This window comes from Bacillus sp. CD3-5, from assembly GCF_006349665.1.
GTDB lineage: Bacteria > Bacillota > Bacilli > Bacillales > Bacillaceae_G > Bacillus_A > Bacillus_A paranthracis.
This window is the reverse complement of record NZ_VEPX01000009.1, coordinates 185,024-203,337: the sequence shown is the minus strand read 5'-3', so window position 1 is coordinate 203,337 and position 18,314 is coordinate 185,024. Positions and strand designations below refer to the sequence as shown.

Here is an 18,314-nt window from a genome sequence, read left to right as displayed (position 1 = left end):
CATCCCTCCAATATGTAACCCTCATTCACGATGTGTTAATAATAACTCATTTTTTTGCATAAATCCTATACAAAATAAAAAGTTTACATTTTCGTCACGGAATAGATGTATTTTTGTCACTGAAAGCCCTACCATCTATCCCCGTTGTTAGCATACAATAGGGTATTAACAGTGTCAACGAGAAATCGTAAAAAATCAAAAAATTTGAGTATTAGTCATTTCCTCCCAAAAATGAAAACGTTCCCCTTCTAAATACTGGTTAGAGATATGCAATTTCTAACAGTTTTCTCTTTATAATAGAAGGAAATGTTCACAAGTTTGTCACTATTATATTTTTACGATATAACGCTTTCCTTCCATAATATAGTGCTCTTTAGACGTAAGACTTCTATATTATATGTGATGTGTATGCAACTTATGTTGTATATACTATGTATATTTATCCTCTCCCCTCCCCTACTTGCTTACATCAAAAAAAGACGAGCTGAGGAATCCCCCTGCTCGTCAGTTGTCTTACTTCGTTCCGAATAAACGGTCACCAGCATCACCAAGACCTGGTACTACATATCCGTGGTCATTTAATTTCTCATCTAATGCTGCTACATAAATATCAACATCAGGATGTTCTTCTTGTACTACTTTTACTCCTTCTGGAGCTGCAACGATACACATTAATTTAATTTGTTTTGCACCGCGCTTTTTCAGAGAGTTAATTGCTTCAGCTGCAGAACCACCTGTTGCTAGCATCGGATCTAGTACGATAAAGTCACGCTCTTCTACATCCGTTGGAAGTTTCACATAGTATTCTACCGGTTGCAATGTTTTAGGGTCGCGGTATAAGCCAACGTGTCCTACTTTTGCTGCTGGAATTAATTTCAGAATTCCATCAACCATTCCTAAACCTGCACGTAAAATCGGAATTAAACCAAGTTTTTTACCAGCGATCACTTTTGTTGTCGCTTTGCTTACAGGAGTCTCAATTTCAATGTCTTTAAGTGGAAGGTCGCGAGTAATTTCAAAAGCCATTAAGCTTGCTACTTCGTCCACTAATTCACGAAAATCTTTCGTACCTGTATTCTTGTCGCGAATATATGTAATCTTATGTTGAATTAACGGGTGATCAAATACATACAGTTTTCCCATGTGAATCTCTCCTTTAGATGATATTCATGCGTTTGCACGCTTTTTTACACTATTTACGATTGTAAAGAAAACGCTACTAATATTCAAGGGCAAATTTGGAAAAGTCATGATTTCCGATGATTCTATCTAGTATCTTTACCAATTATGGGAGCTGTATCCTTCATTATATCGCCAAAATTTATTCATCATTTGTATACATACTTAAAGAACAATATATGTCCACAAAAAAGACTGCTAAAACAATTATGTCTCAGCAGCCTTCTTCAATCTATTATAGATCTGTGTACATTGGGAATTTGCTCGTTAACGCTTCTACACGCTTACGCGCTTCTTCTAATGCAGCTTCATTTTCATGATTTTTTAATGTGTAAGCAATAAGTGACGCAATTTCATCCATTTCTTCTAAACCGAAACCACGAGATGTTACAGCTGCTGTACCGATACGTACACCACTTGTTACAAATGGGCTTGCTGTTTCAAATGGAATTGTATTTTTGTTCACTGTAATACCAACTTCGTCTAGTACGTGCTCTGCTACTTTACCTGTGATTTCTAGGTTACGAACATCAATTAGGATTAAGTGATTGTCTGTTCCACCCGAAACAAGTGTAAGTCCTTCTTTTTGAAGACCTTTAGCTAAGCGGTTCGCATTGTTAATGATATTTTGTGCATATGTTTTGAAATCATCTTGAAGTGCCTCACCAAACGCAACAGCTTTTGCAGCGATTACGTGCATAAGTGGACCACCTTGAATACCAGGGAAAATTGATTTATCAATTTGTTTTGCAAATTGCTCTTCACATAAAATCATACCACCACGTGGACCACGTAATGTTTTATGTGTTGTTGTTGTAACGAAATGTGCATGTGGCACTGGATTTGGATGTAAACCAGCCGCTACTAAACCTGCGATATGTGCCATATCAACCATTAAGTATGCGCCCACTTCATCTGCAATCTCACGGAATCGTTTGAAATCGATAACACGAGGGTACGCACTTGCACCTGCAACGATTAATTTTGGTTTATGTTCTTTCGCTTTTGCTAATACATCATCGTAATTAATACGGTGAGATTCAGCATCCACGCCATATTCTACGAAATTATATTGTACTCCACTGAAGTTAACAGGGCTTCCGTGTGTTAAGTGACCACCATGAGATAAATTCATACCAAGTACTGTATCGCCTTGCTCTAAAATCGTGAAGTATACTGCCATGTTCGCTTGTGCACCAGAATGCGGTTGAACATTTACGTGCTCTGCGCCGAAAATTTCTTTTACGCGATCACGTGCGATATCTTCTACTACGTCTACATGTTCACAACCACCATAGTAACGTTTCCCAGGATATCCTTCAGCATACTTATTCGTTAAAACAGAACCTTGCGCCTCCATTACTGCTTCACTTACGAAGTTTTCCGAAGCAATTAACTCAATCTTCGAACGCTGTCTTCCTAGTTCTGCCTCAATTGCAGCAAATACCTTTTCATCTTGACGTTTTAAATGATCCACCAAAATCCCCCTTTTCTGAACGAATTACATCGATTCCCAACAGTTTTTTCTTATTTATTCAGAAAAAACGAAAATTCAGGTTGTAATTCTTTCGAACCTTCATGTTTTCAACTACATTCTAACATGACTTTCTATATCATAAAAGAAAAAAAAGACCGAAAATCGGTCTTTTCTTTCTTCTATAATAAAGTCAGACAACATACCTTATTCATAACTTTAACGGCAAGTGATAGTCTCTTCCTTCGCCGCATAAACAGCACGTGCTCCACCAATTAGCTTTCCACGTGTTGTTGCCATCGTTACATGTGCACTTCCAATTTCCTTCACACTAGTACGAACCGGAACAGCTACGTGCTTTAAATGCATACCGATAAATGTATCACCAATATCCATTCCCGCATCTGCTTTAATAAACTCAATTACTACCGGATCTTTCAAATTGTGATAAGCATATGTTGCTAATGCACCACCTGCTGATCTAACAGGCGTAACTGTTACAATTTCAAATTGATATTTCATCGCCAACTCTTTCTCAACTACTAAAGCACGGTTTAAATGCTCACAACATTGAAACGCCAACTCAATACCTGTTTGTTCTTGAAATTGTTTTAACTCAGAAAAAATCGCCTCTGCTACTTCCATCGTTCCTGATGTCCCAATTCTTTCTCCTAGCACTTCGCTCGTACTACACCCCACTACAAAAATTTGACCACTTTGTAATGAAGCTTGTTCTTGGAAATCAGAAAGCGAAATTTGTAGCTGTTCTCTTACCTTTACGATTTCTGTCATTACGCCTCTTCCTTTCACAGGTTGGTTCACCAAATTATATTTCCTACTGCTTCTAGTTAGAATCTATTACTTTGCTTCGTATGTTTTAATTTTTCCTACGCGGTTTTCGTGACGGCCGCCTTCAAATTCAGTTGTTAACCAAATTTTTGCGATATCACGTGCTAGACCAGCACCAATTACACGCTCGCCCATTGCTAACATGTTTGTATCGTTATGCTCTCTCGTTGCTCTCGCACTGAAAGTATCATGAACTAACGCACAACGAATACCATTTACTTTGTTTGCAGCAATTGACATACCGATGCCTGTCCCACAAACTAAAATACCACGATCTACTTCGCCATTTGCTACCATTTCCGCTGCTGGAAACGCAAAATCAGGGTAATCAACAGAACCAGCTTCACATTCACAACCTAAATCAATATATTCAATATTTAACTCTTCTAATAAACTTACAAGTTCTTTACGGATATTCATACCGCCGTGATCAGATGCTACTACTACTTTCATTTTTACCCCTCCAAAGTTTCAATCCATTATCTTCATTCTCACTTAATCCTTTAATGGGACGAAGTGATCTCCAATATCGTATTATACACGAAACATCAACCTTCTGAATGTTTTTTCAGTAAAGTTTGTACAAGTTTTTCCATCTCTTCTAATGTTTCTTTATAAATAGAGAGAGATCCGCCGAACGGATCTGAAATATCCTTACTCATCCCCTCAGTTACTCCATATAATGTATCTACTTTCCCTTCAACACTTGGATAATGCCCAAGGATAATTTCCTTATGTTTTTCCGTCATTGTTACTACAATATCTGCCCAATCAATTAAGGCTTCGTTTACCTGCTGCGAAGCATGATCGATTGCAATTCCCTTTTCAGCTAAAGCTTCCTTTGCATGTACCGACGCATCACTTCCAGGATAGGCGAAAACACCAGCAGATTGCACTTCAAACTTACCTTCTCCATAATGGCGCAGTAACGCCTCAGCCATCGGACTACGGCATGTATTTCCAGTGCAAACAAATAATACTCGTTTCATCTAAACCCACCCCTTTTCTCTATTTCCTTCCTTTTATCATAGCGTACATTACAATAGAACAAAAGAAATGTGAATATACGAAAGGCGCATCTCTCTTATATTTTTTCTAAGAAAAATGCGCCTTATCCACATATATGTGAAACCCTATTTCCAAGTGCCCAAAGTATTTTACCATATATAAGGAACAGACTACAAAACAAAATAAGGAATCCATTTCATACGAAACGGATTCCTTTCATGTGATAATTATTTCATTGTAACTTTCATTACTTCTGTTGAACCTTTTGTAGCAGTTACACCTACAGTTGTCTTAATAGACTCAGCTGCATCTGTGTTTGTAATAACGATTGGAGTAATTGTGCTTTTCGCTTTTTCACGAATTAATTCTAAGTCGAATGAGATTAATTTATCTCCAGCTTTTACAGCTTGTCCTTCAGAAACGTGAGCTTCAAAACCTTCGCCTTCCATTTTTACAGTTTCTAATCCAACGTGGATTAAAATTTCTGTACCGTTTTTCGCTTTAATTCCAATTGCATGTTTCGTGTGGAATAATTGTACGATTTCGCCATCAACTGGAGATACAACTACACCTTCAGTAGGATCGATTGCAACACCGTCACCCATCATACGACCAGCGAATACTGGATCTGGTACTTCTTCAATATTTTTCACTGCTCCAGTTAATGGAGCTACAATTGTTTCTTCATTTGTTTTTGAACCAAGACCGAATAATTTTTTAAACATAGGATAGTCCTCCTTATAATTTACCTAAAAGTTTATAGGGCAATCTCTATTAAAGATCAGAATAAACGTAAGACTTCATACTTCGAATATTATACTGTAAAAACGCTTTCGAAATAAATTACGTCATTACTACTAGACTCTTATTGTAGCGTCTCACAAAATTCCAGTCAATTCTGATTGTCTGAATAACAATAAGAAGTTAACTTCTACTTATATTTTCTCTTTTTTCACCTAACTTGTCTAGAGGTCTTTACTACATTTTATTTTTTGTTGTTAATTTGTAAAATTTTTTTCAAACTTTTTTCGAAATCCGCTTGACTAAAGTAAGTAACTATTTTATTATTACTTACATAAGGTAAGTTAATAACTTTTAGGAGGTTTTCAAAAATGATGGATTTCGGTCTTCTTATTATTCGTCTTATTATAGGTATTACATTCATGGGTCATGGTGCTCAAAAATTATTTGGTTGGTTCGGCGGTTATGGTTTAAAAGGAACAGGCGGCTGGATGGAATCAATCGGTTTACGCCCTGGTGTATTCATGGCATTTATGGCTGGTGCAACTGAATTATTAGGTGGTTTCTTATTCGCATCAGGTATTTTCACTGCAATCGGTTCATTATTTATCGTTGGAACAATGTTAATGGCAATCTTCACTGTTCATGGGAAAAATGGTTACTGGGTAACCCAAAACGGATATGAATACAACTTAATGTTAATCGCTGTTGCTATTGGTGTAGCTTTAATCGGACCTGGCGCATACGTTTTACTATAATTTTTATCTTGAATTCAAGATTATTTAGATGGAACTTACTTCATTGTGGTTGAAGTAAGTTCTTTTTATGTAATAAAAATATTATTTTCAGCAGGAGTTTTCCACTAACATCTTGTAAACAAACAATAAGTCGTCATATTTAGAAAGGGGATTTCAATCATGTTATCCATTAATCCAAATGAACAATCGGAAAAAGAGAATTACAAATTACTTACAGGAAGTATTATTCCACGCCCTGTCGCATTCGTTACTTCTGTAACAAAAGACGGCGTATTAAATGGAGCACCATATAGTTATTTCAATATTGTTGCTGCTAATCCGCCACTTATCTCAGTTTCTGTACAACGAAAAGCTGGAGAAAGAAAAGACACTTCTCGAAACGCAATTGAAAAAGGAGAATTTGTCGTACATATCTCTGATGAATCATATGTAGCGGCAATTAACGAAACAGCAGCAAATCTCCCTCCAAATGAAAGTGAAATTGAATTAGCAAAATTAACACCAATTGAAAGTGATGTCATCTCCGTTCCAGGTGTAAAAGAAGCAAATATTCGAATGGAATGCGTGCTAGAACGCGCAATCCCCCTTGGCGGAACAGAAGACTCACCAGCTTGCGATCTACTAATTGGACGCGTCGTTCGTTTCCACGTCGCAGAACACCTATACGAAAATGGACGCATTCATGCAGAAGGACTAAAACCAGTAAGCCGCCTAGCAGGACACAACTACGCAAAACTAGGAGAACAATTTGAATTAGTGAGGCCAATCTAAAAGCGGAAGCGGCTCACTCAGAATCGCAGGACATTGGAGCCCTCGACCTTGAAGCGTTCTTTGCTTCGAGCGAGAGAGCGAAATGACCGGAGATTCTAGCCGCTGGAGCTGGATATGTTTAAAAGTGGAAGGGGCCCATTTAGCTCTGACCAGCTAAGGTTCTCTCGCACAAAAGGTGCTTTTTACCTTTCGTGCGGGAGGTTCTTAGATGCGAAGAGCTGGCCACTGGAACTGGATAACAACTAAAAGCGGAGGCGGCTTGCTCAGAATCGCAGGACATTGGAGCCCTCGACCTTGAAGCGCTTTTTGCTTCGAGTGAGAGGGCGAAATGACCGGAGATTCTAGCCGCTGGAGCTGGATAACAACTAAAAGCGAAAACAGATCGTTCAGAATAGAAGTAACAATAATATAAAAGGGTGTACCAAATTAATTTGGTACACCCTTTTCATAGAAGAAGAAAAATAATTTTTCAGTATTGGTCATCGACCTCTTTTCCCATTATTGGTCATCGGTAAAAAGTAACAGTGTGATTGGTTATTGGATGATTGGTTGTCCTTTGGCCATCACAAATCTCATTTTTACAAAAGTGGTCTTCTTCTATGCCTTGAAGCGGAGTCTCACCACTTCAAGGTTTAAAAGTATTTTTCACCATCAAAGTCTAGTTCAATGGCGTAGTTTTTCGCATTAATTAAGTTGGACAATCTATTAGCTTGTCTCTCTAACTCTAAACCTTTTACACGATATACTTCAGGATCAAACATGGCTACTTTTACAAGCGATGATGTTTCACCGTAAGAATATACATGTTCTTCTTTCTTACTCACGCCAAACTCTTTACACTTTCGAGCTTTTGCACGTAACTGCGTTGCAAGTTCTATCGCTTCAACAATCGTTACATTCTCTCCGTTGAAATTCACTTCATTTCGGATATTTGCTTCATACATTAATTTATCTAAAAGACGAAAATCAGCGCGAACATCATCTAGTTCCTGTTCAACCTGTACCAATGTACGCGTCTGTTTTGGAAGTGTATCACCTTTTTCAATTTCAACAAATCCAATTTGATTCATCTCTTCTTCTAATTCATGTATTCTTTTCGATAATACACTTTTTAATTTTACAGCTTCTGCTAAAGAAATGTTAGACATAGTATCCCCCTTATATCTCTTCTTTCTGCTCCTCCAAAGTAGGCACTTTCTCTTTTTTTGGTTTCCCAAGCTTAATTACGAAGAAGTAAAGGGAAAGCAATGTAATAAGAAAAACAATTAAAAACGGGTATGGAGAATAAAAAGCACGCGCCGCCTCCGTTTTTCCCGCAACAAACTTCAATGACTCAATATCTAAAAACTCAGCAAACATTTGTACACCGAGCATACTAAACCAAAAAACAAAAAAACTAATAATAATACCAAAAACTTGCTTCAATCTCGTCATCCATCTCATCCTTTCTATATTGTAATTTTTTAGCGTAATCAGTATAGTACAAACAAAACTATGCACAGAAAGGAACTATCTTACCATTCACGAATTAATTTAATCCAACCTAAAATTGAAATTTGTAAAATAATACCCCAAATAATAAGTAGTCGTAACCACCTCGGAAAAAAGGTTACAAATCGAATATACCATTCCAATAACTTGTTCATAACGCCCTCCCCCCTAAAATTATATAGGAAAAAGGAGATATAATCCAAATCCAACCAAAATGATACCACCTACTATCTCGCCATATGTACCGAGCATATCTTTCGCATGTCTCCCAATGAATAAACCAATCCACGCTAATAACATACTAACAAATCCAAAAAGTAATATCGTAATGATCGTCTGTGCCCCGTAAATACCAAGACTAAGACCTACTGAAAAACTGTCTATACTAACCCCAAATGCAAATACGAATAAACTAATTCCAATAGGGGCCGTTCGAGTCTCTTCATTTTCCAAGATAGATGAATATACAATATAAAATCCTAATCCGATTAATAAAATAGCACCTGCAAAATGTGCAATGTCTCCATACTGCTCTGATAAAAAACGACCTAATACCATCCCTATAAATGGCATGATAATATGAAATATCCCTATCGTCACACCGATATACAGGATTTGTCTTATCTTTAAGGTCATCATTCCCATACCAAGACTTACCGAGAACGCATCCATCCCTAAGGCGAACGCCATAATTATTAAAGGTATTATCTGTTCAAACGTCATTCATGTCCCTCCTCGGACGTGCTACTTCACAATATGCTTATCCGAGGAGAAATATTCTGTTTGCTAATCGTACCTTATCATTCAGTAATAATTTGATGTCCTGCCGCTTTTGTTAAACGATTCATAATGGCATTCCCTATTCCTTCATTCGGGAATGATTCACTAAAAATAACATCCACTTCACTTGCATCAAATGTTCTAAGTACATCATATAATTTAGTCGCAACGCTAGCTAAATCACTTCGAACACCACAAGATAATACAACATCCGCGTTATATACGTGCTGATACTCTTCTGTCGTTAATACACCGACTTTGAATCCTTCTTCCTTCTTCTCATCCACAAGGCGTTGAATAAATTCACGTGAACCTTCAACAATACTTAGCGGCGCTTTCGGTGCATAATGTGTATATTTCATTCCAGGTGATTTCGGTTTTTCCTTCTCATCCTTTAAAGCTGGATCTAACGAAACCGTACCAATCACTGCTTCCAATTGTTCTTTCGTAATCCCACCTGGGCGTAATATCGTTGGAACAGCGCTCGTACAATCAATTACAGTCGATTCAACACCGACTCCTGTTGCACCACCATCTACAATACCTGCGATCTTCTCATTTAAATCTTCATATACATGAGATGCTAACGTCGGACTTGGACGACCTGAACGATTTGCACTAGGTGCTGCAACAGGTACATTTGCCTCTTCAATAAGAGCAAGAGCTACCGGATGATCAGGCATTCTTACTCCAACTGTATGAAGTCCTGCCGTTACCTTCTCTGAAATCCCTTCTTTTCTAGGTAAAATAATTGTTAACGGCCCTGGCCAAAAATGCTCCATTAACTTCTCTGCAACTGGCGGAATTTCCTTCACAATCCCATCTAACTGCGATTTTGTCCCGATGTGGACAATAAGTGGATTATCACTCGGTCTTCCTTTCGCCTCAAAAATTTTCGCAATCGCTTCATCATTCATCGCGTTTGCACCTAGTCCATATACCGTTTCTGTAGGGAAGGCAATCGCCTCATTTTCCCTTAATAATTTTGCTGCTTCTTGTAACTGTGGATAATATTTTTTTCTTTCCACAACATTATCCACAATCCACATATTTGTATGCATTTTTTCCCACGTCCTTTTCTACCCTGAAATACTTGTCTATTTTTAGTTTACTATGAGATTTATCCAAAAGACAAACAAGGTTTATCCACAAAATGTGGATAAACCTAATTAATCCGTGGATAACTTTGTGAATAGCTGACAATTTAGTATTATTGCATTTGGCTCTTTTATATTTTTACAAAAGTGTTCTAACTGTCGAATTCCCTCTGGTACGTTCTCTTTCTCTATCGTAACAAAGTCAAAAAACTGAAAGATCGTTATAGATTGTGGATGATTTGTTAGTAAGTACAATTGTCGAATATTTTTTTCTTTCATATACTGCAAAAACATTTCAAAAAAATATAAGAAAGTCTGTTTATCCACATTAGGTGTGAATAAACAAGAACGAATAAGTGCGTTTTCTTCACTTTGTTCATATCCAATGACTGCCCTTATTTCTTCCGCCTCTTCCAAAATCATAAATTGCGCGTACAACTCATTTATTTTATCATCTTTTTTATTAGCTTGTCCGAAAAAAGAATGCAATCTTTCCACATCTGCCTTCGTCGCAAAATATACCTTCTTCATAATAAATCCCTCCTCTTTTTTATATATGAGGAGGGATTTACGAATAGTACTATTTAGAGAATAAAGATGTAAAAGCTTCTACAATAAATAACTTAACTTCTGGCTCTTCTTCCTCTTCTACTTTTACATACTCATTTCGCTTTTCTTGTTTTTGCTCCACAGGTTTCTCCACTTTTTCCACAGTTTTTGTTTCCTCTTTACTTGCAGGTTGTTCTTCTACTTTCGTTTCATTTTTTACTACTTTCTTTTCAGAAGCTGTTACTTTTTTTGCGACTTCCTGCTTTACAACTTTCTTTTCCTTCACCTCATCCCCTTTTTTCTCTTCTGCATTTACTACTTCTTCATCATCTATTTGTTTCACTTGCTCCTCTTCTGGAGATTCAGCCTTCACAACATGTTCTTCTTTCCTTACAGCTGTACCACTTGAAAAATCTAAGAAACACATCGGTGGAAATAATACACACCACCAGTTTGCCCCTTCACCTTCCCCAATTGTAATTAAAACTGCTTCATATTCCCCTGCCGGATAAATAAAATTCCCATATACCTTTGTAGGAAACTTTACATTTTTACTGAATTTCACTTGGAATGAATCTTTGCTTCCTTCTTTTTTCAACGTATTTGCCACTGTTTTTTCGATTTCTGGAATATGACTTTGAATGACTTTGCGTGCTTCTTCAAATGAAGTTAAATCAGCTACCCATCCATCAATTTGCGCTTTTACTTCATCACGCACTTTGCGCTTTAACGCCTGATCTTTATCTGAATCACTATTTGCTAAAATCCGTAATCGAACGGCCTCTTTCGGAATAACTGAAGGCCCTTTCGCATCAGCTTTCATATATCCAAACTGCACAAGTAACTGTGCACCAATTAATAATAGAAGAAGATAAGCAATAACTTGTTTTTTCATTTCCTCCACCGTCCCTTCTACAAACAGTGTGGACAGACTTTCATCTTTCTAAACTATTAAATTCAAAATCTATATGAATTTTTCCACAAAAAAATAGAGTAAGGTGTAACCCTTACTCCATTTCTGCAAATACCATACGATCTTTTCCATTAATATCAAAAACAACCTCAACATGAGCATGTGGAAAAGCTTGTTGTAACAGCCCTTTCACGTCCTCACCTTGCCCTACTCCAATTTCAAATGCGACAATTGCTTTCTTCTGCAACACATTCGGCAACTCTTCCATAAAGCGGCGATAGAAATCTAATCCGTCTTCACCACCAACAAGCGCTCTCTTTGGCTCATGCTCTTTCACCACGGGAGAAAGACCACGCCAATCTTCTTCCGGTATATATGGAGGATTTGAAACAACAACATCTAACTTTTGACCCGTTTCATAAAATGGTGATAATAAATCACCATGATAGAACGTTACTTCTGCGCCCAAAGTTTTCGCATTTTCTTTTGCAACTTCAATCGACTCCTGCGCAATATCTACCGTATACACATGAAGATTTTTATTTTCTAAAGCAAGTGTAATCGAAATTGCTCCGCTACCTGTACCAATATCTGCTACATGTATTTTCTCATCACCAAAATGACGCTCAATTCTTTCTAACACTCCTACTATAAGCTCTTCTGTTTCTGGTCTTGGTATTAATACTTCTTCATTCACAAAGAACGATCTTCCATAAAACATTTCATGACCAATCATATATTGAATCGGAATACCTTCTACATGTTTGTGGATAAACTCTGTAAAACTTTTTTCTTGTTCCGCAGTTATTTCTTCACGCATGTTCATCAATAATCCTGTTCTATTCGTCTTTAATACATGACAAAGGACAATTTCTCCCGCATTTTCATCTCGTCCATTCTCCTGTAAAAAAGAAGAAGCCCATTTCAGGGCTTCATAGACACGCATTACTCAGCTGCCTCCATCCTTTGAGCCTGATCTTCCATTACTAAGGCATTGATGAAATCATCTAACTTACCTTGTAAGATTTGATCTAACTTTTGAATCGTTAAACCGATTCGATGGTCTGTAACACGGTTTTGCGGGAAGTTATACGTACGAATACGCTCTGAACGATCACCCGTACCAACAGCTTGTTTACGGTTTTGATCATACTCAGCTTGCGCTTCTTGTCTAAACTTATCATAAACACGTGCGCGTAATACTTTCATCGCTTTTTCTTTATTCTTAATTTGTGATTTCTCATCCTGACATGATACAACTACACCAGTCGGTAAATGCGTTAAACGTACCGCTGACATCGTTGTATTAACGCTCTGTCCACCAGGTCCACTAGAAGCGAATGTATCAACACGAACATCTTTCTCATGAATATCAATTTCTACTTCTTCTGCCTCTGGTAATACAGCTACAGTTGCTGTAGATGTATGGATACGTCCACCAGATTCCGTTTCAGGAACACGTTGTACACGGTGAGCGCCATTCTCGAATTTCAGCTTCGCGAAAGCACCTTTACCGTTAATCATAAAGATAATCTCTTTATATCCACCTAACTCTGTATAGCTAGCCTCGATAATCTCCGTTTTCCAACCTTGCACCTCAGCGTAACGGCTATACATACGGTATAAGTCACCAGCAAATAAAGCGGCCTCGTCGCCACCAGCAGCTCCACGAACCTCAACGATAACGTTCTTATCATCGTTAGGGTCTTTTGGTACAAGTAAAATTTTCAGACGCTCTGATAATGTTTTTTCTTGTGATTCTAACTCAGAAACCTCTTCTTTTACCATTTCACGCATTTCTGCGTCTAACTTATCTTCTAACATTGCTTTCGCATCTTTTAATTGCTCACGAACATCCTTATACTCACGATACACCTCTACCGTTTCCTGTATATCAGACTGTTCCTTTGAATATTCACGAAGCTTATTTGAATCACTAATAATTGCTGGGTCGCTTAGCAATTCATTTAACTTCTCATAACGATTTTCTACAGCTTGCAAACGATCTAACACATCATTCACCTCTACATCCTAGTATCTAATACAAATAGTATATGGTACTTACTCAAAAAAACGCAAATTATATTTAAAAGCACAAGCGGCTCGTTCAGAATCGCAGGCTATTTGGAACTCTCGATCTTGAAGCGCTCTTTGCTTCGAGCGAGAGAGTGAAATGGCCGGAGATTCTAGCCGCTGGAGCTAGATAATATATTTAAAAGTTTCGGTGACTCGTTCAGCTCTGACCAGCTAAGGTTCTTTCGACCTAAAGGTGCTTTTTACCTTTCGGGCGGAAGGTTCTTAGATGCGAAGAGCTAGCCACCAGAACTAGATATCACAACTTAAAGCGTAGGCAGCTCATACCACTCACACTCTCTATTCTGAAAAAAACCCGCCTTGCGCAGCGAGTTTTACTTATCTTTGTTTGTAGGAACTGCATGACAATGACGACAGCGTGGTTCATACGATTCTGAAGCACCAACTAAAATAATCGGATCATCAAATGCCGCTGGTTCTCCATCAATTAATCGTTGTGTACGACTTGCCGGAGATCCACATGCAGAACATACTGCTTGTAGTTTTGTTACATGTTCAGCAATCGCCATCAGCTGAGGAACTTGTCCAAATGGTAGACCACGGAAATCTTGGTCTAAACCAGCTACAATGACACGATAGCCACGATTTGCCAATACTTGCACCACTTCCACAATGTCCCCATCAAAGAATTGCACCTCATCGATTGCAATTACATCCATTTCTTCAGTGATATGTTCAAATATATCTTTTGAAGCTGAAACAGGAACTGCTTTTACCTTTAATCCGTTATGTGATACAACGTCTTCTTCACTATAGCGATTATCAATACATGGTTTAAATACAATTGCATGTTGTTTCGCAAATTGCGTACGACGCACACGGCGGATAAGCTCTTCTGATTTACCAGAAAACATACTACCGCAAATCACTTCAATCCAACCGTTCTGATTTATTAAGTACATGAAGCTCTCCTTTCATCTACTTTTTAATTAAAAGTAGGGTAAAGGTATAATATTTTCGCAAAAAAAACAGACAAGCGAATAGATACACTTGCCTGTTTTATGTTTTTATTACTTAAGACCGTATTTCTTATTGAAGCGGTCAACGCGTCCGTCTGCAGTAGCAAACTTCTGACGTCCAGTGTAGAATGGGTGAGAATCAGAACTGATCTCAACTTTTAGTAATGGATAAGTGTTACCATCTTCCCACTCAACAGTTTCGTTAGATCCTCTAGTAGATCCGCTTAAGAATTTGAAGCCTGTGTTTGTGTCCATGAATACAACTTTCTTGTAATCTGGGTGAATTCCTGCTTTCATTCTTTTCATCTCCTTCCGCCCTGAATCATTTTCGAAACAGAGTTTTTCATCTTCAGCTGCATACACAACTATATTGATGAAACACATATGATGAAATTATAACAAGGCTAACTTCATTTTGCAACTACCTGTTTTTGTCTTTTTAAATTAAAAGTGGAGACGGCTCGTTCAGCTCTGACTGGCTAAGGTTCTCTCGCACAAAAGGTGCTTTTTACCTTTCGGGCGGAAGGTTCTTAGATGCGAAGAGCTAGCCACCGGAACTGGATAACACCTTAAAGTGGAGACGGCTCGTTCAGAATGGGAGGAGGATGAAGCTGGATATTATCTTAAAACGGAGGCCGCTCATCCAACTAGAACCAACTAATGCCCTTCCACTCATCTCTCTTTAAGATCACCTAAAAGACATAAAAAACTCGCTTACCATAAAATAAGCGAGTCCCAATCTTTTCCCTTTACTTCGTTGTTACATATCTTTTCGAATCTGCAACAATGTTTTGTAAAAATTCTTCATTTGTCTTTGTTTGACGAAGTTTACGTAAGAAACCTTCAACAAAGTCTGGTGTATCACGCATTGTTTTACGAATACCCCATAGCTTGTCTAAATGTTCTTTCGGAATTAATAGATCCTCTTTACGTGTACCAGAACGGCGAATATCAATTGCCGGGAAGATACGACGCTCAGCTAATGAACGATCTAAATGAAGTTCCATATTTCCAGTTCCTTTAAATTCTTCGTAAATTACATCGTCCATACGAGATCCTGTATCAACAAGAGCTGTTGCTAAAATTGTTAAGCTACCGCCTTCTTCGATATTACGTGCAGCTCCAAAGAAACGCTTCGGTCTATGGAAGGCAGCTGGGTCGATACCACCCGATAATGTTCTACCACTTGGCGGAATAACAAGGTTGTAAGCTCGCGCTAAACGGGTAATACTATCCATTAAAATGATAACATCTTTTTTGTGCTCTACAAGACGCATTGCACGTTCTAACACAAGTTCTGCTACTTTAATATGATTTTCTGGTACTTCATCAAAAGTAGAGCTTACAACATCTCCTTTAACAGAACGTTCAATATCTGTTACTTCCTCTGGACGCTCATCAATTAAAAGGACAATTAATTCAGCTTCCGGATGATTTGTTGTAACACTGTGTGCGATTTCTTTTAATAGACTAGTTTTACCAGCCTTTGGAGGCGCGACAATTAAACCACGTTGTCCAAATCCAACTGGTGCAATTAAATCCATGATGCGTGTCGGTAACTTTTTCGGTTCCGTTTCCAATTTCATTTGGCGATCTGGGTATAATGGTGTTAATGCAGGGAAATGCACACGCTCTTTTGCTGACTCTGGATCATCTCCGTTTACAGCTTCAACTTGTAATAACCCAAAGTAGCGTTCATTTTCTTTCGGAGGTCGTACTTTACCAGAAACCTTATCTCCATTACGTAAATCGAAACGACGAATTTGCGAAGCTGAGATATAAATATCTTCTGAGCTTGGAGAGTAGTTGATAGGACGTAGGAATCCAAATCCTTCTGATTGAATAATTTCTAATACGCCTTCCATGAAGAAGAAACCTTCTTTTTCTGCTCGAGCTTTTAAAATGGCGAAGATTAACTCTTTTTTCGTTAATTTGCTATAATACGAAATTTTAAATTCTTTCGCAAGCTCGTATAACTCTTTTAATTTCATGTTTTCTAATGCTGCAATTGACAAATTCATTCAGACACCACACTTTAACGTTATTCTCTTTTCACATGGGTAAAGGGAAAAAATACGGAAGGCAAATAATTAATAATGAAAGGCAATAAGTTCAAGTAGGGTAATATTCACTATTGTAACCCTTTTATCTAGTTTTAATCAATACGTTGAAACACAAATACAAGAAGCGAAGACAAGAAAATTTGTCTTCGCTTTTTATTTAATCCAGCTCCAACAGCTAGAATGGTCGGTGGCTTCACTTCTTCCTACGAGGCAAAAAGCGCCTCTTCGTCAGAAGCTCCATCCCCCTCCCATTCTGAACGAGCTGCTTACGCTTTTTACTTAATCCAGCTCTGGTGGCTAGAAGGGTCAGTCATTTCACCCCTTCCTGCGAGGCACAAAACGCCTCTTCGTCAGGAGTTCCAATGCCTTCCCCTTCTAAGCAAGATGCTTACGCTTTTTACTCAATCCAGTTCCAGCGGCTAGAATCTCCGGTCATTTCACTCTCTCACTCGAAGCAAAGAGCGCTTCAAGGTCGAGAGTTCTAAATAGCCTGCGATTCTGAACGAGCCGCTTACACTTTTTATTTAATAACCAAGTTCGGTTTTTTATTTAAGCTGTGACGTCCGTCTACGAAGCGTACTGTGCCTGATTTTGCGCGCATAACAAGGGATTGTGTTGTTCCTACGCTACCTTTAAATTGAACGCCGCGTAATAGTTCTCCGTCTGTTACACCTGTTGCTGCGAAGATTGCATCGTCACCTTTTACTAAGTCCTCCATGCGAAGGATGCGGTTGATGTCGTCTATGCCCATCTTTTTGCAACGCGCCAATTCAGCGTCGTTTTGTGGTAATAATTTCCCGTGAATTTCTCCACCTAAACATTTTAATGCAACTGCTGCTAACACACCCTCAGGCGCGCCACCAGAGCCGAATAAAATATCTACACCTGTACGATCAAATGCGGTGTTGATTGCGCCAGCTACGTCTCCATCATTAATCAATTTAATGCGAGCACCAGCTTTACGAATTTCTTCAATAATTGCTTGATGACGTGGACGGTTTAAAACTGTCGCTACAACATCTTCAATATCTTTGTTTTTCGCTTTCGCAACTGCACGTAAGTTATCGATAATAGGCGCATCAATATCGACCGCCCCAACTGCTTCTGGGCCAACCGCGATTTTATCCATGTACATGTCAGGAGCATGTAACAAATTACCATGATCTGCAATTGCAATAACAGCAAGAGCATTCCATCCACCAGCTGCTACAATGTTTGTCCCTTCTAAAGGATCAACTGCAACGTCTACACGCGGACCATATCCTGTACCTAATTTTTCTCCGATATATAGCATTGGTGCTTCATCCATTTCACCTTCACCAATTACAACTGTACCTTTCATCGGAATTGTATCAAATACATCACGCATAGCTGATGTTGCTGCACCGTCTGCCTCATCCTTTTTCCCGCGTCCCATCCAACGCGCTGATGATAAAGCTGCAGCCTCTGTTACACGTACTAACTCCATAGATAAACTTCTTTCCACGATAATCCCTCTCCTTTAAGTCTTTATATTTCTGCCGTATTTTGTGAACCGTGTTTTTCTATAAAGTGTACTTCCGCAAGTAGTGATGCTTCGCTTCCCCCT

Annotated in this window: 22 protein-coding genes; 2 read left to right on the top strand and 20 right to left on the bottom strand. The window is 38.4% G+C overall.

Going from position 1 to position 18,314, the window contains the following annotated elements; translation table 11 throughout:
* Positions 1-21 precede the first annotated feature (21 nt).
* The 7 genes from FH036_RS18190 to FH036_RS18160 all read right to left on the bottom strand — a co-directional run bounded on the left by FH036_RS18190 (position 22) and on the right by FH036_RS18160 (position 5,235).
* Positions 22-135: a DUF4024 domain-containing protein gene (locus FH036_RS18190; protein ID WP_000232961.1), complete on the bottom strand. Its 114-nt coding sequence runs from the start codon at positions 133-135 to the stop codon at positions 22-24.
* A gap of 378 nt (positions 136-513) precedes the next feature.
* Positions 514-1,143: a uracil phosphoribosyltransferase gene (gene upp / locus FH036_RS18185; protein WP_000517539.1), complete on the bottom strand. Its 630-nt coding sequence runs from the start codon at positions 1,141-1,143 to the stop codon at positions 514-516.
* A gap of 271 nt (positions 1,144-1,414) precedes the next feature.
* Positions 1,415-2,656, bottom strand: coding sequence for a serine hydroxymethyltransferase (gene glyA / locus FH036_RS18180; protein ID WP_139896049.1), 1,242 nt, complete (start codon positions 2,654-2,656; stop codon positions 1,415-1,417).
* Positions 2,657-2,872: 216 nt separating this feature from the next.
* Positions 2,873-3,445: a TIGR01440 family protein gene (locus tag FH036_RS18175; protein WP_000136362.1), complete on the bottom strand. Its 573-nt coding sequence runs from the start codon at positions 3,443-3,445 to the stop codon at positions 2,873-2,875.
* Between the two features lie 66 nt (positions 3,446-3,511).
* Positions 3,512-3,955, bottom strand: a complete 444-nt coding sequence (rpiB, locus tag FH036_RS18170) for a ribose 5-phosphate isomerase B (protein WP_000869919.1) — start codon at positions 3,953-3,955, stop codon at positions 3,512-3,514.
* Positions 3,956-4,050: 95 nt separating this feature from the next.
* The gene (locus FH036_RS18165) at positions 4,051-4,491 is read right to left on the bottom strand and encodes a low molecular weight protein arginine phosphatase (protein WP_000832383.1); all 441 of its coding nucleotides are present in this window, start codon (positions 4,489-4,491) and stop codon (positions 4,051-4,053) included.
* Between the two features lie 246 nt (positions 4,492-4,737).
* Entirely contained in the window at positions 4,738-5,235 is a 498-nt protein-coding gene (locus FH036_RS18160) for a PTS sugar transporter subunit IIA (RefSeq protein WP_000473666.1), read from the bottom strand.
* Between the two features lie 387 nt (positions 5,236-5,622).
* On the opposite strand from FH036_RS18160, the gene FH036_RS18155 reads away from it, so the two are divergent.
* Positions 5,623-6,009: a DoxX family protein gene (locus FH036_RS18155; protein WP_000968618.1), complete on the top strand. Its 387-nt coding sequence runs from the start codon at positions 5,623-5,625 to the stop codon at positions 6,007-6,009.
* 159 nt (positions 6,010-6,168) lie between these two features.
* Positions 6,169-6,780, top strand: a complete 612-nt coding sequence (locus FH036_RS18150; RefSeq protein WP_000949040.1) for a flavin reductase family protein — start codon at positions 6,169-6,171, stop codon at positions 6,778-6,780.
* A gap of 632 nt (positions 6,781-7,412) precedes the next feature.
* Here the strand turns inward: FH036_RS18150 and FH036_RS18145 are convergent.
* The 13 genes from FH036_RS18145 to glpX all read right to left on the bottom strand — a co-directional run bounded on the left by FH036_RS18145 (position 7,413) and on the right by glpX (position 18,212).
* Entirely contained in the window at positions 7,413-7,928 is a 516-nt protein-coding gene (locus tag FH036_RS18145) for a hypothetical protein (protein WP_139896048.1), read from the bottom strand.
* Positions 7,929-7,938: 10 nt separating this feature from the next.
* Positions 7,939-8,214, bottom strand: a complete 276-nt coding sequence (locus tag FH036_RS18140) for a DUF3935 domain-containing protein (protein ID WP_000197474.1) — start codon at positions 8,212-8,214, stop codon at positions 7,939-7,941.
* 80 nt (positions 8,215-8,294) lie between these two features.
* Positions 8,295-8,426 (bottom strand): hypothetical protein, encoded by a 132-nt coding sequence (locus FH036_RS27465; protein ID WP_001037626.1) that lies wholly within the window; start codon positions 8,424-8,426, stop codon positions 8,295-8,297.
* A gap of 19 nt (positions 8,427-8,445) precedes the next feature.
* On the bottom strand, positions 8,446-8,994 hold the full coding sequence (locus tag FH036_RS18135) for a manganese efflux pump MntP (protein WP_000142416.1): 549 nt from the start codon (positions 8,992-8,994) through the stop codon (positions 8,446-8,448).
* A gap of 77 nt (positions 8,995-9,071) precedes the next feature.
* The gene (locus FH036_RS18130; RefSeq protein ID WP_044791923.1) at positions 9,072-10,112 is read right to left on the bottom strand and encodes an L-threonylcarbamoyladenylate synthase; all 1,041 of its coding nucleotides are present in this window, start codon (positions 10,110-10,112) and stop codon (positions 9,072-9,074) included.
* Positions 10,113-10,220: 108 nt separating this feature from the next.
* On the bottom strand, positions 10,221-10,679 hold the full coding sequence (locus FH036_RS18125) for a GNAT family N-acetyltransferase (RefSeq protein WP_000758435.1): 459 nt from the start codon (positions 10,677-10,679) through the stop codon (positions 10,221-10,223).
* Between the two features lie 49 nt (positions 10,680-10,728).
* A complete protein-coding gene (gene spoIIR, locus FH036_RS18120; protein ID WP_044792042.1) occupies positions 10,729-11,592 on the bottom strand; it encodes a stage II sporulation protein R in 864 nt (287 codons plus the stop codon).
* Positions 11,593-11,704: 112 nt separating this feature from the next.
* Positions 11,705-12,556: a peptide chain release factor N(5)-glutamine methyltransferase gene (prmC, locus tag FH036_RS18115; protein WP_001267033.1), complete on the bottom strand. Its 852-nt coding sequence runs from the start codon at positions 12,554-12,556 to the stop codon at positions 11,705-11,707.
* Entirely contained in the window at positions 12,556-13,623 is a 1,068-nt protein-coding gene (prfA, locus tag FH036_RS18110; RefSeq protein ID WP_000887065.1) for a peptide chain release factor 1, read from the bottom strand. Before prfA ends, prmC begins: the two co-directional genes overlap by 1 nt.
* 395 nt (positions 13,624-14,018) lie before the next feature.
* On the bottom strand, positions 14,019-14,606 hold the full coding sequence (locus FH036_RS18105) for a thymidine kinase (RefSeq protein WP_000280862.1): 588 nt from the start codon (positions 14,604-14,606) through the stop codon (positions 14,019-14,021).
* A 108-nt stretch (positions 14,607-14,714) separates the two neighbouring features.
* Positions 14,715-14,960 carry a type B 50S ribosomal protein L31 gene (locus FH036_RS18100; RefSeq protein ID WP_000643437.1) on the bottom strand — a complete coding sequence of 82 codons (246 nt, stop codon included), beginning with the start codon at positions 14,958-14,960 and terminating at the stop codon, positions 14,715-14,717.
* A gap of 452 nt (positions 14,961-15,412) precedes the next feature.
* A complete protein-coding gene (gene rho, locus FH036_RS18095; RefSeq protein WP_001053898.1) occupies positions 15,413-16,684 on the bottom strand; it encodes a transcription termination factor Rho in 1,272 nt (423 codons plus the stop codon).
* 562 nt (positions 16,685-17,246) lie between these two features.
* Positions 17,247-18,212, bottom strand: coding sequence for a class II fructose-bisphosphatase (glpX, locus tag FH036_RS18090; RefSeq protein WP_000442333.1), 966 nt, complete (start codon positions 18,210-18,212; stop codon positions 17,247-17,249).
* Positions 18,213-18,314: the final 102 nt, after the last annotated feature.

Bases quoted from the DNA above. Each gene is read 5' to 3' on its own strand.
- FH036_RS18190 (WP_000232961.1), bottom strand. From the start codon at position 135: ATGGTAGGGCTTTCAGTGACAAAAATACATCTATTCCGTGACGAAAAT.
- upp (WP_000517539.1), bottom strand. From the start codon at position 1,143: ATGGGAAAACTGTATGTATTTGATCACCCGTTAATTCAACATAAGATT.
- FH036_RS18175 (WP_000136362.1), bottom strand. From the start codon at position 3,445: ATGACAGAAATCGTAAAGGTAAGAGAACAGCTACAAATTTCGCTTTCT.
- rpiB (WP_000869919.1), bottom strand. From the start codon at position 3,955: ATGAAAGTAGTAGTAGCATCTGATCACGGCGGTATGAATATCCGTAAA.
- FH036_RS18165 (WP_000832383.1), bottom strand. From the start codon at position 4,491: ATGAAACGAGTATTATTTGTTTGCACTGGAAATACATGCCGTAGTCCG.
- FH036_RS18160 (WP_000473666.1), bottom strand. From the start codon at position 5,235: ATGTTTAAAAAATTATTCGGTCTTGGTTCAAAAACAAATGAAGAAACA.
- FH036_RS18155 (WP_000968618.1), top strand. From the start codon at position 5,623: ATGATGGATTTCGGTCTTCTTATTATTCGTCTTATTATAGGTATTACA.
- FH036_RS18150 (WP_000949040.1), top strand. From the start codon at position 6,169: ATGTTATCCATTAATCCAAATGAACAATCGGAAAAAGAGAATTACAAA.
- FH036_RS18145 (WP_139896048.1), bottom strand. From the start codon at position 7,928: ATGTCTAACATTTCTTTAGCAGAAGCTGTAAAATTAAAAAGTGTATTA.
- FH036_RS18140 (WP_000197474.1), bottom strand. From the start codon at position 8,214: ATGACGAGATTGAAGCAAGTTTTTGGTATTATTATTAGTTTTTTTGTT.
- FH036_RS27465 (WP_001037626.1), bottom strand. From the start codon at position 8,426: ATGAACAAGTTATTGGAATGGTATATTCGATTTGTAACCTTTTTTCCG.
- FH036_RS18135 (WP_000142416.1), bottom strand. From the start codon at position 8,994: ATGACGTTTGAACAGATAATACCTTTAATAATTATGGCGTTCGCCTTA.
- FH036_RS18130 (WP_044791923.1), bottom strand. From the start codon at position 10,112: ATGCATACAAATATGTGGATTGTGGATAATGTTGTGGAAAGAAAAAAA.
- FH036_RS18125 (WP_000758435.1), bottom strand. From the start codon at position 10,679: ATGAAGAAGGTATATTTTGCGACGAAGGCAGATGTGGAAAGATTGCAT.
- spoIIR (WP_044792042.1), bottom strand. From the start codon at position 11,592: ATGAAAAAACAAGTTATTGCTTATCTTCTTCTATTATTAATTGGTGCA.
- prmC (WP_001267033.1), bottom strand. From the start codon at position 12,556: ATGCGTGTCTATGAAGCCCTGAAATGGGCTTCTTCTTTTTTACAGGAG.
- FH036_RS18105 (WP_000280862.1), bottom strand. From the start codon at position 14,606: ATGTACTTAATAAATCAGAACGGTTGGATTGAAGTGATTTGCGGTAGT.
- FH036_RS18100 (WP_000643437.1), bottom strand. From the start codon at position 14,960: ATGAAAGCAGGAATTCACCCAGATTACAAGAAAGTTGTATTCATGGAC.
- rho (WP_001053898.1), bottom strand. From the start codon at position 16,684: ATGAATTTGTCAATTGCAGCATTAGAAAACATGAAATTAAAAGAGTTA.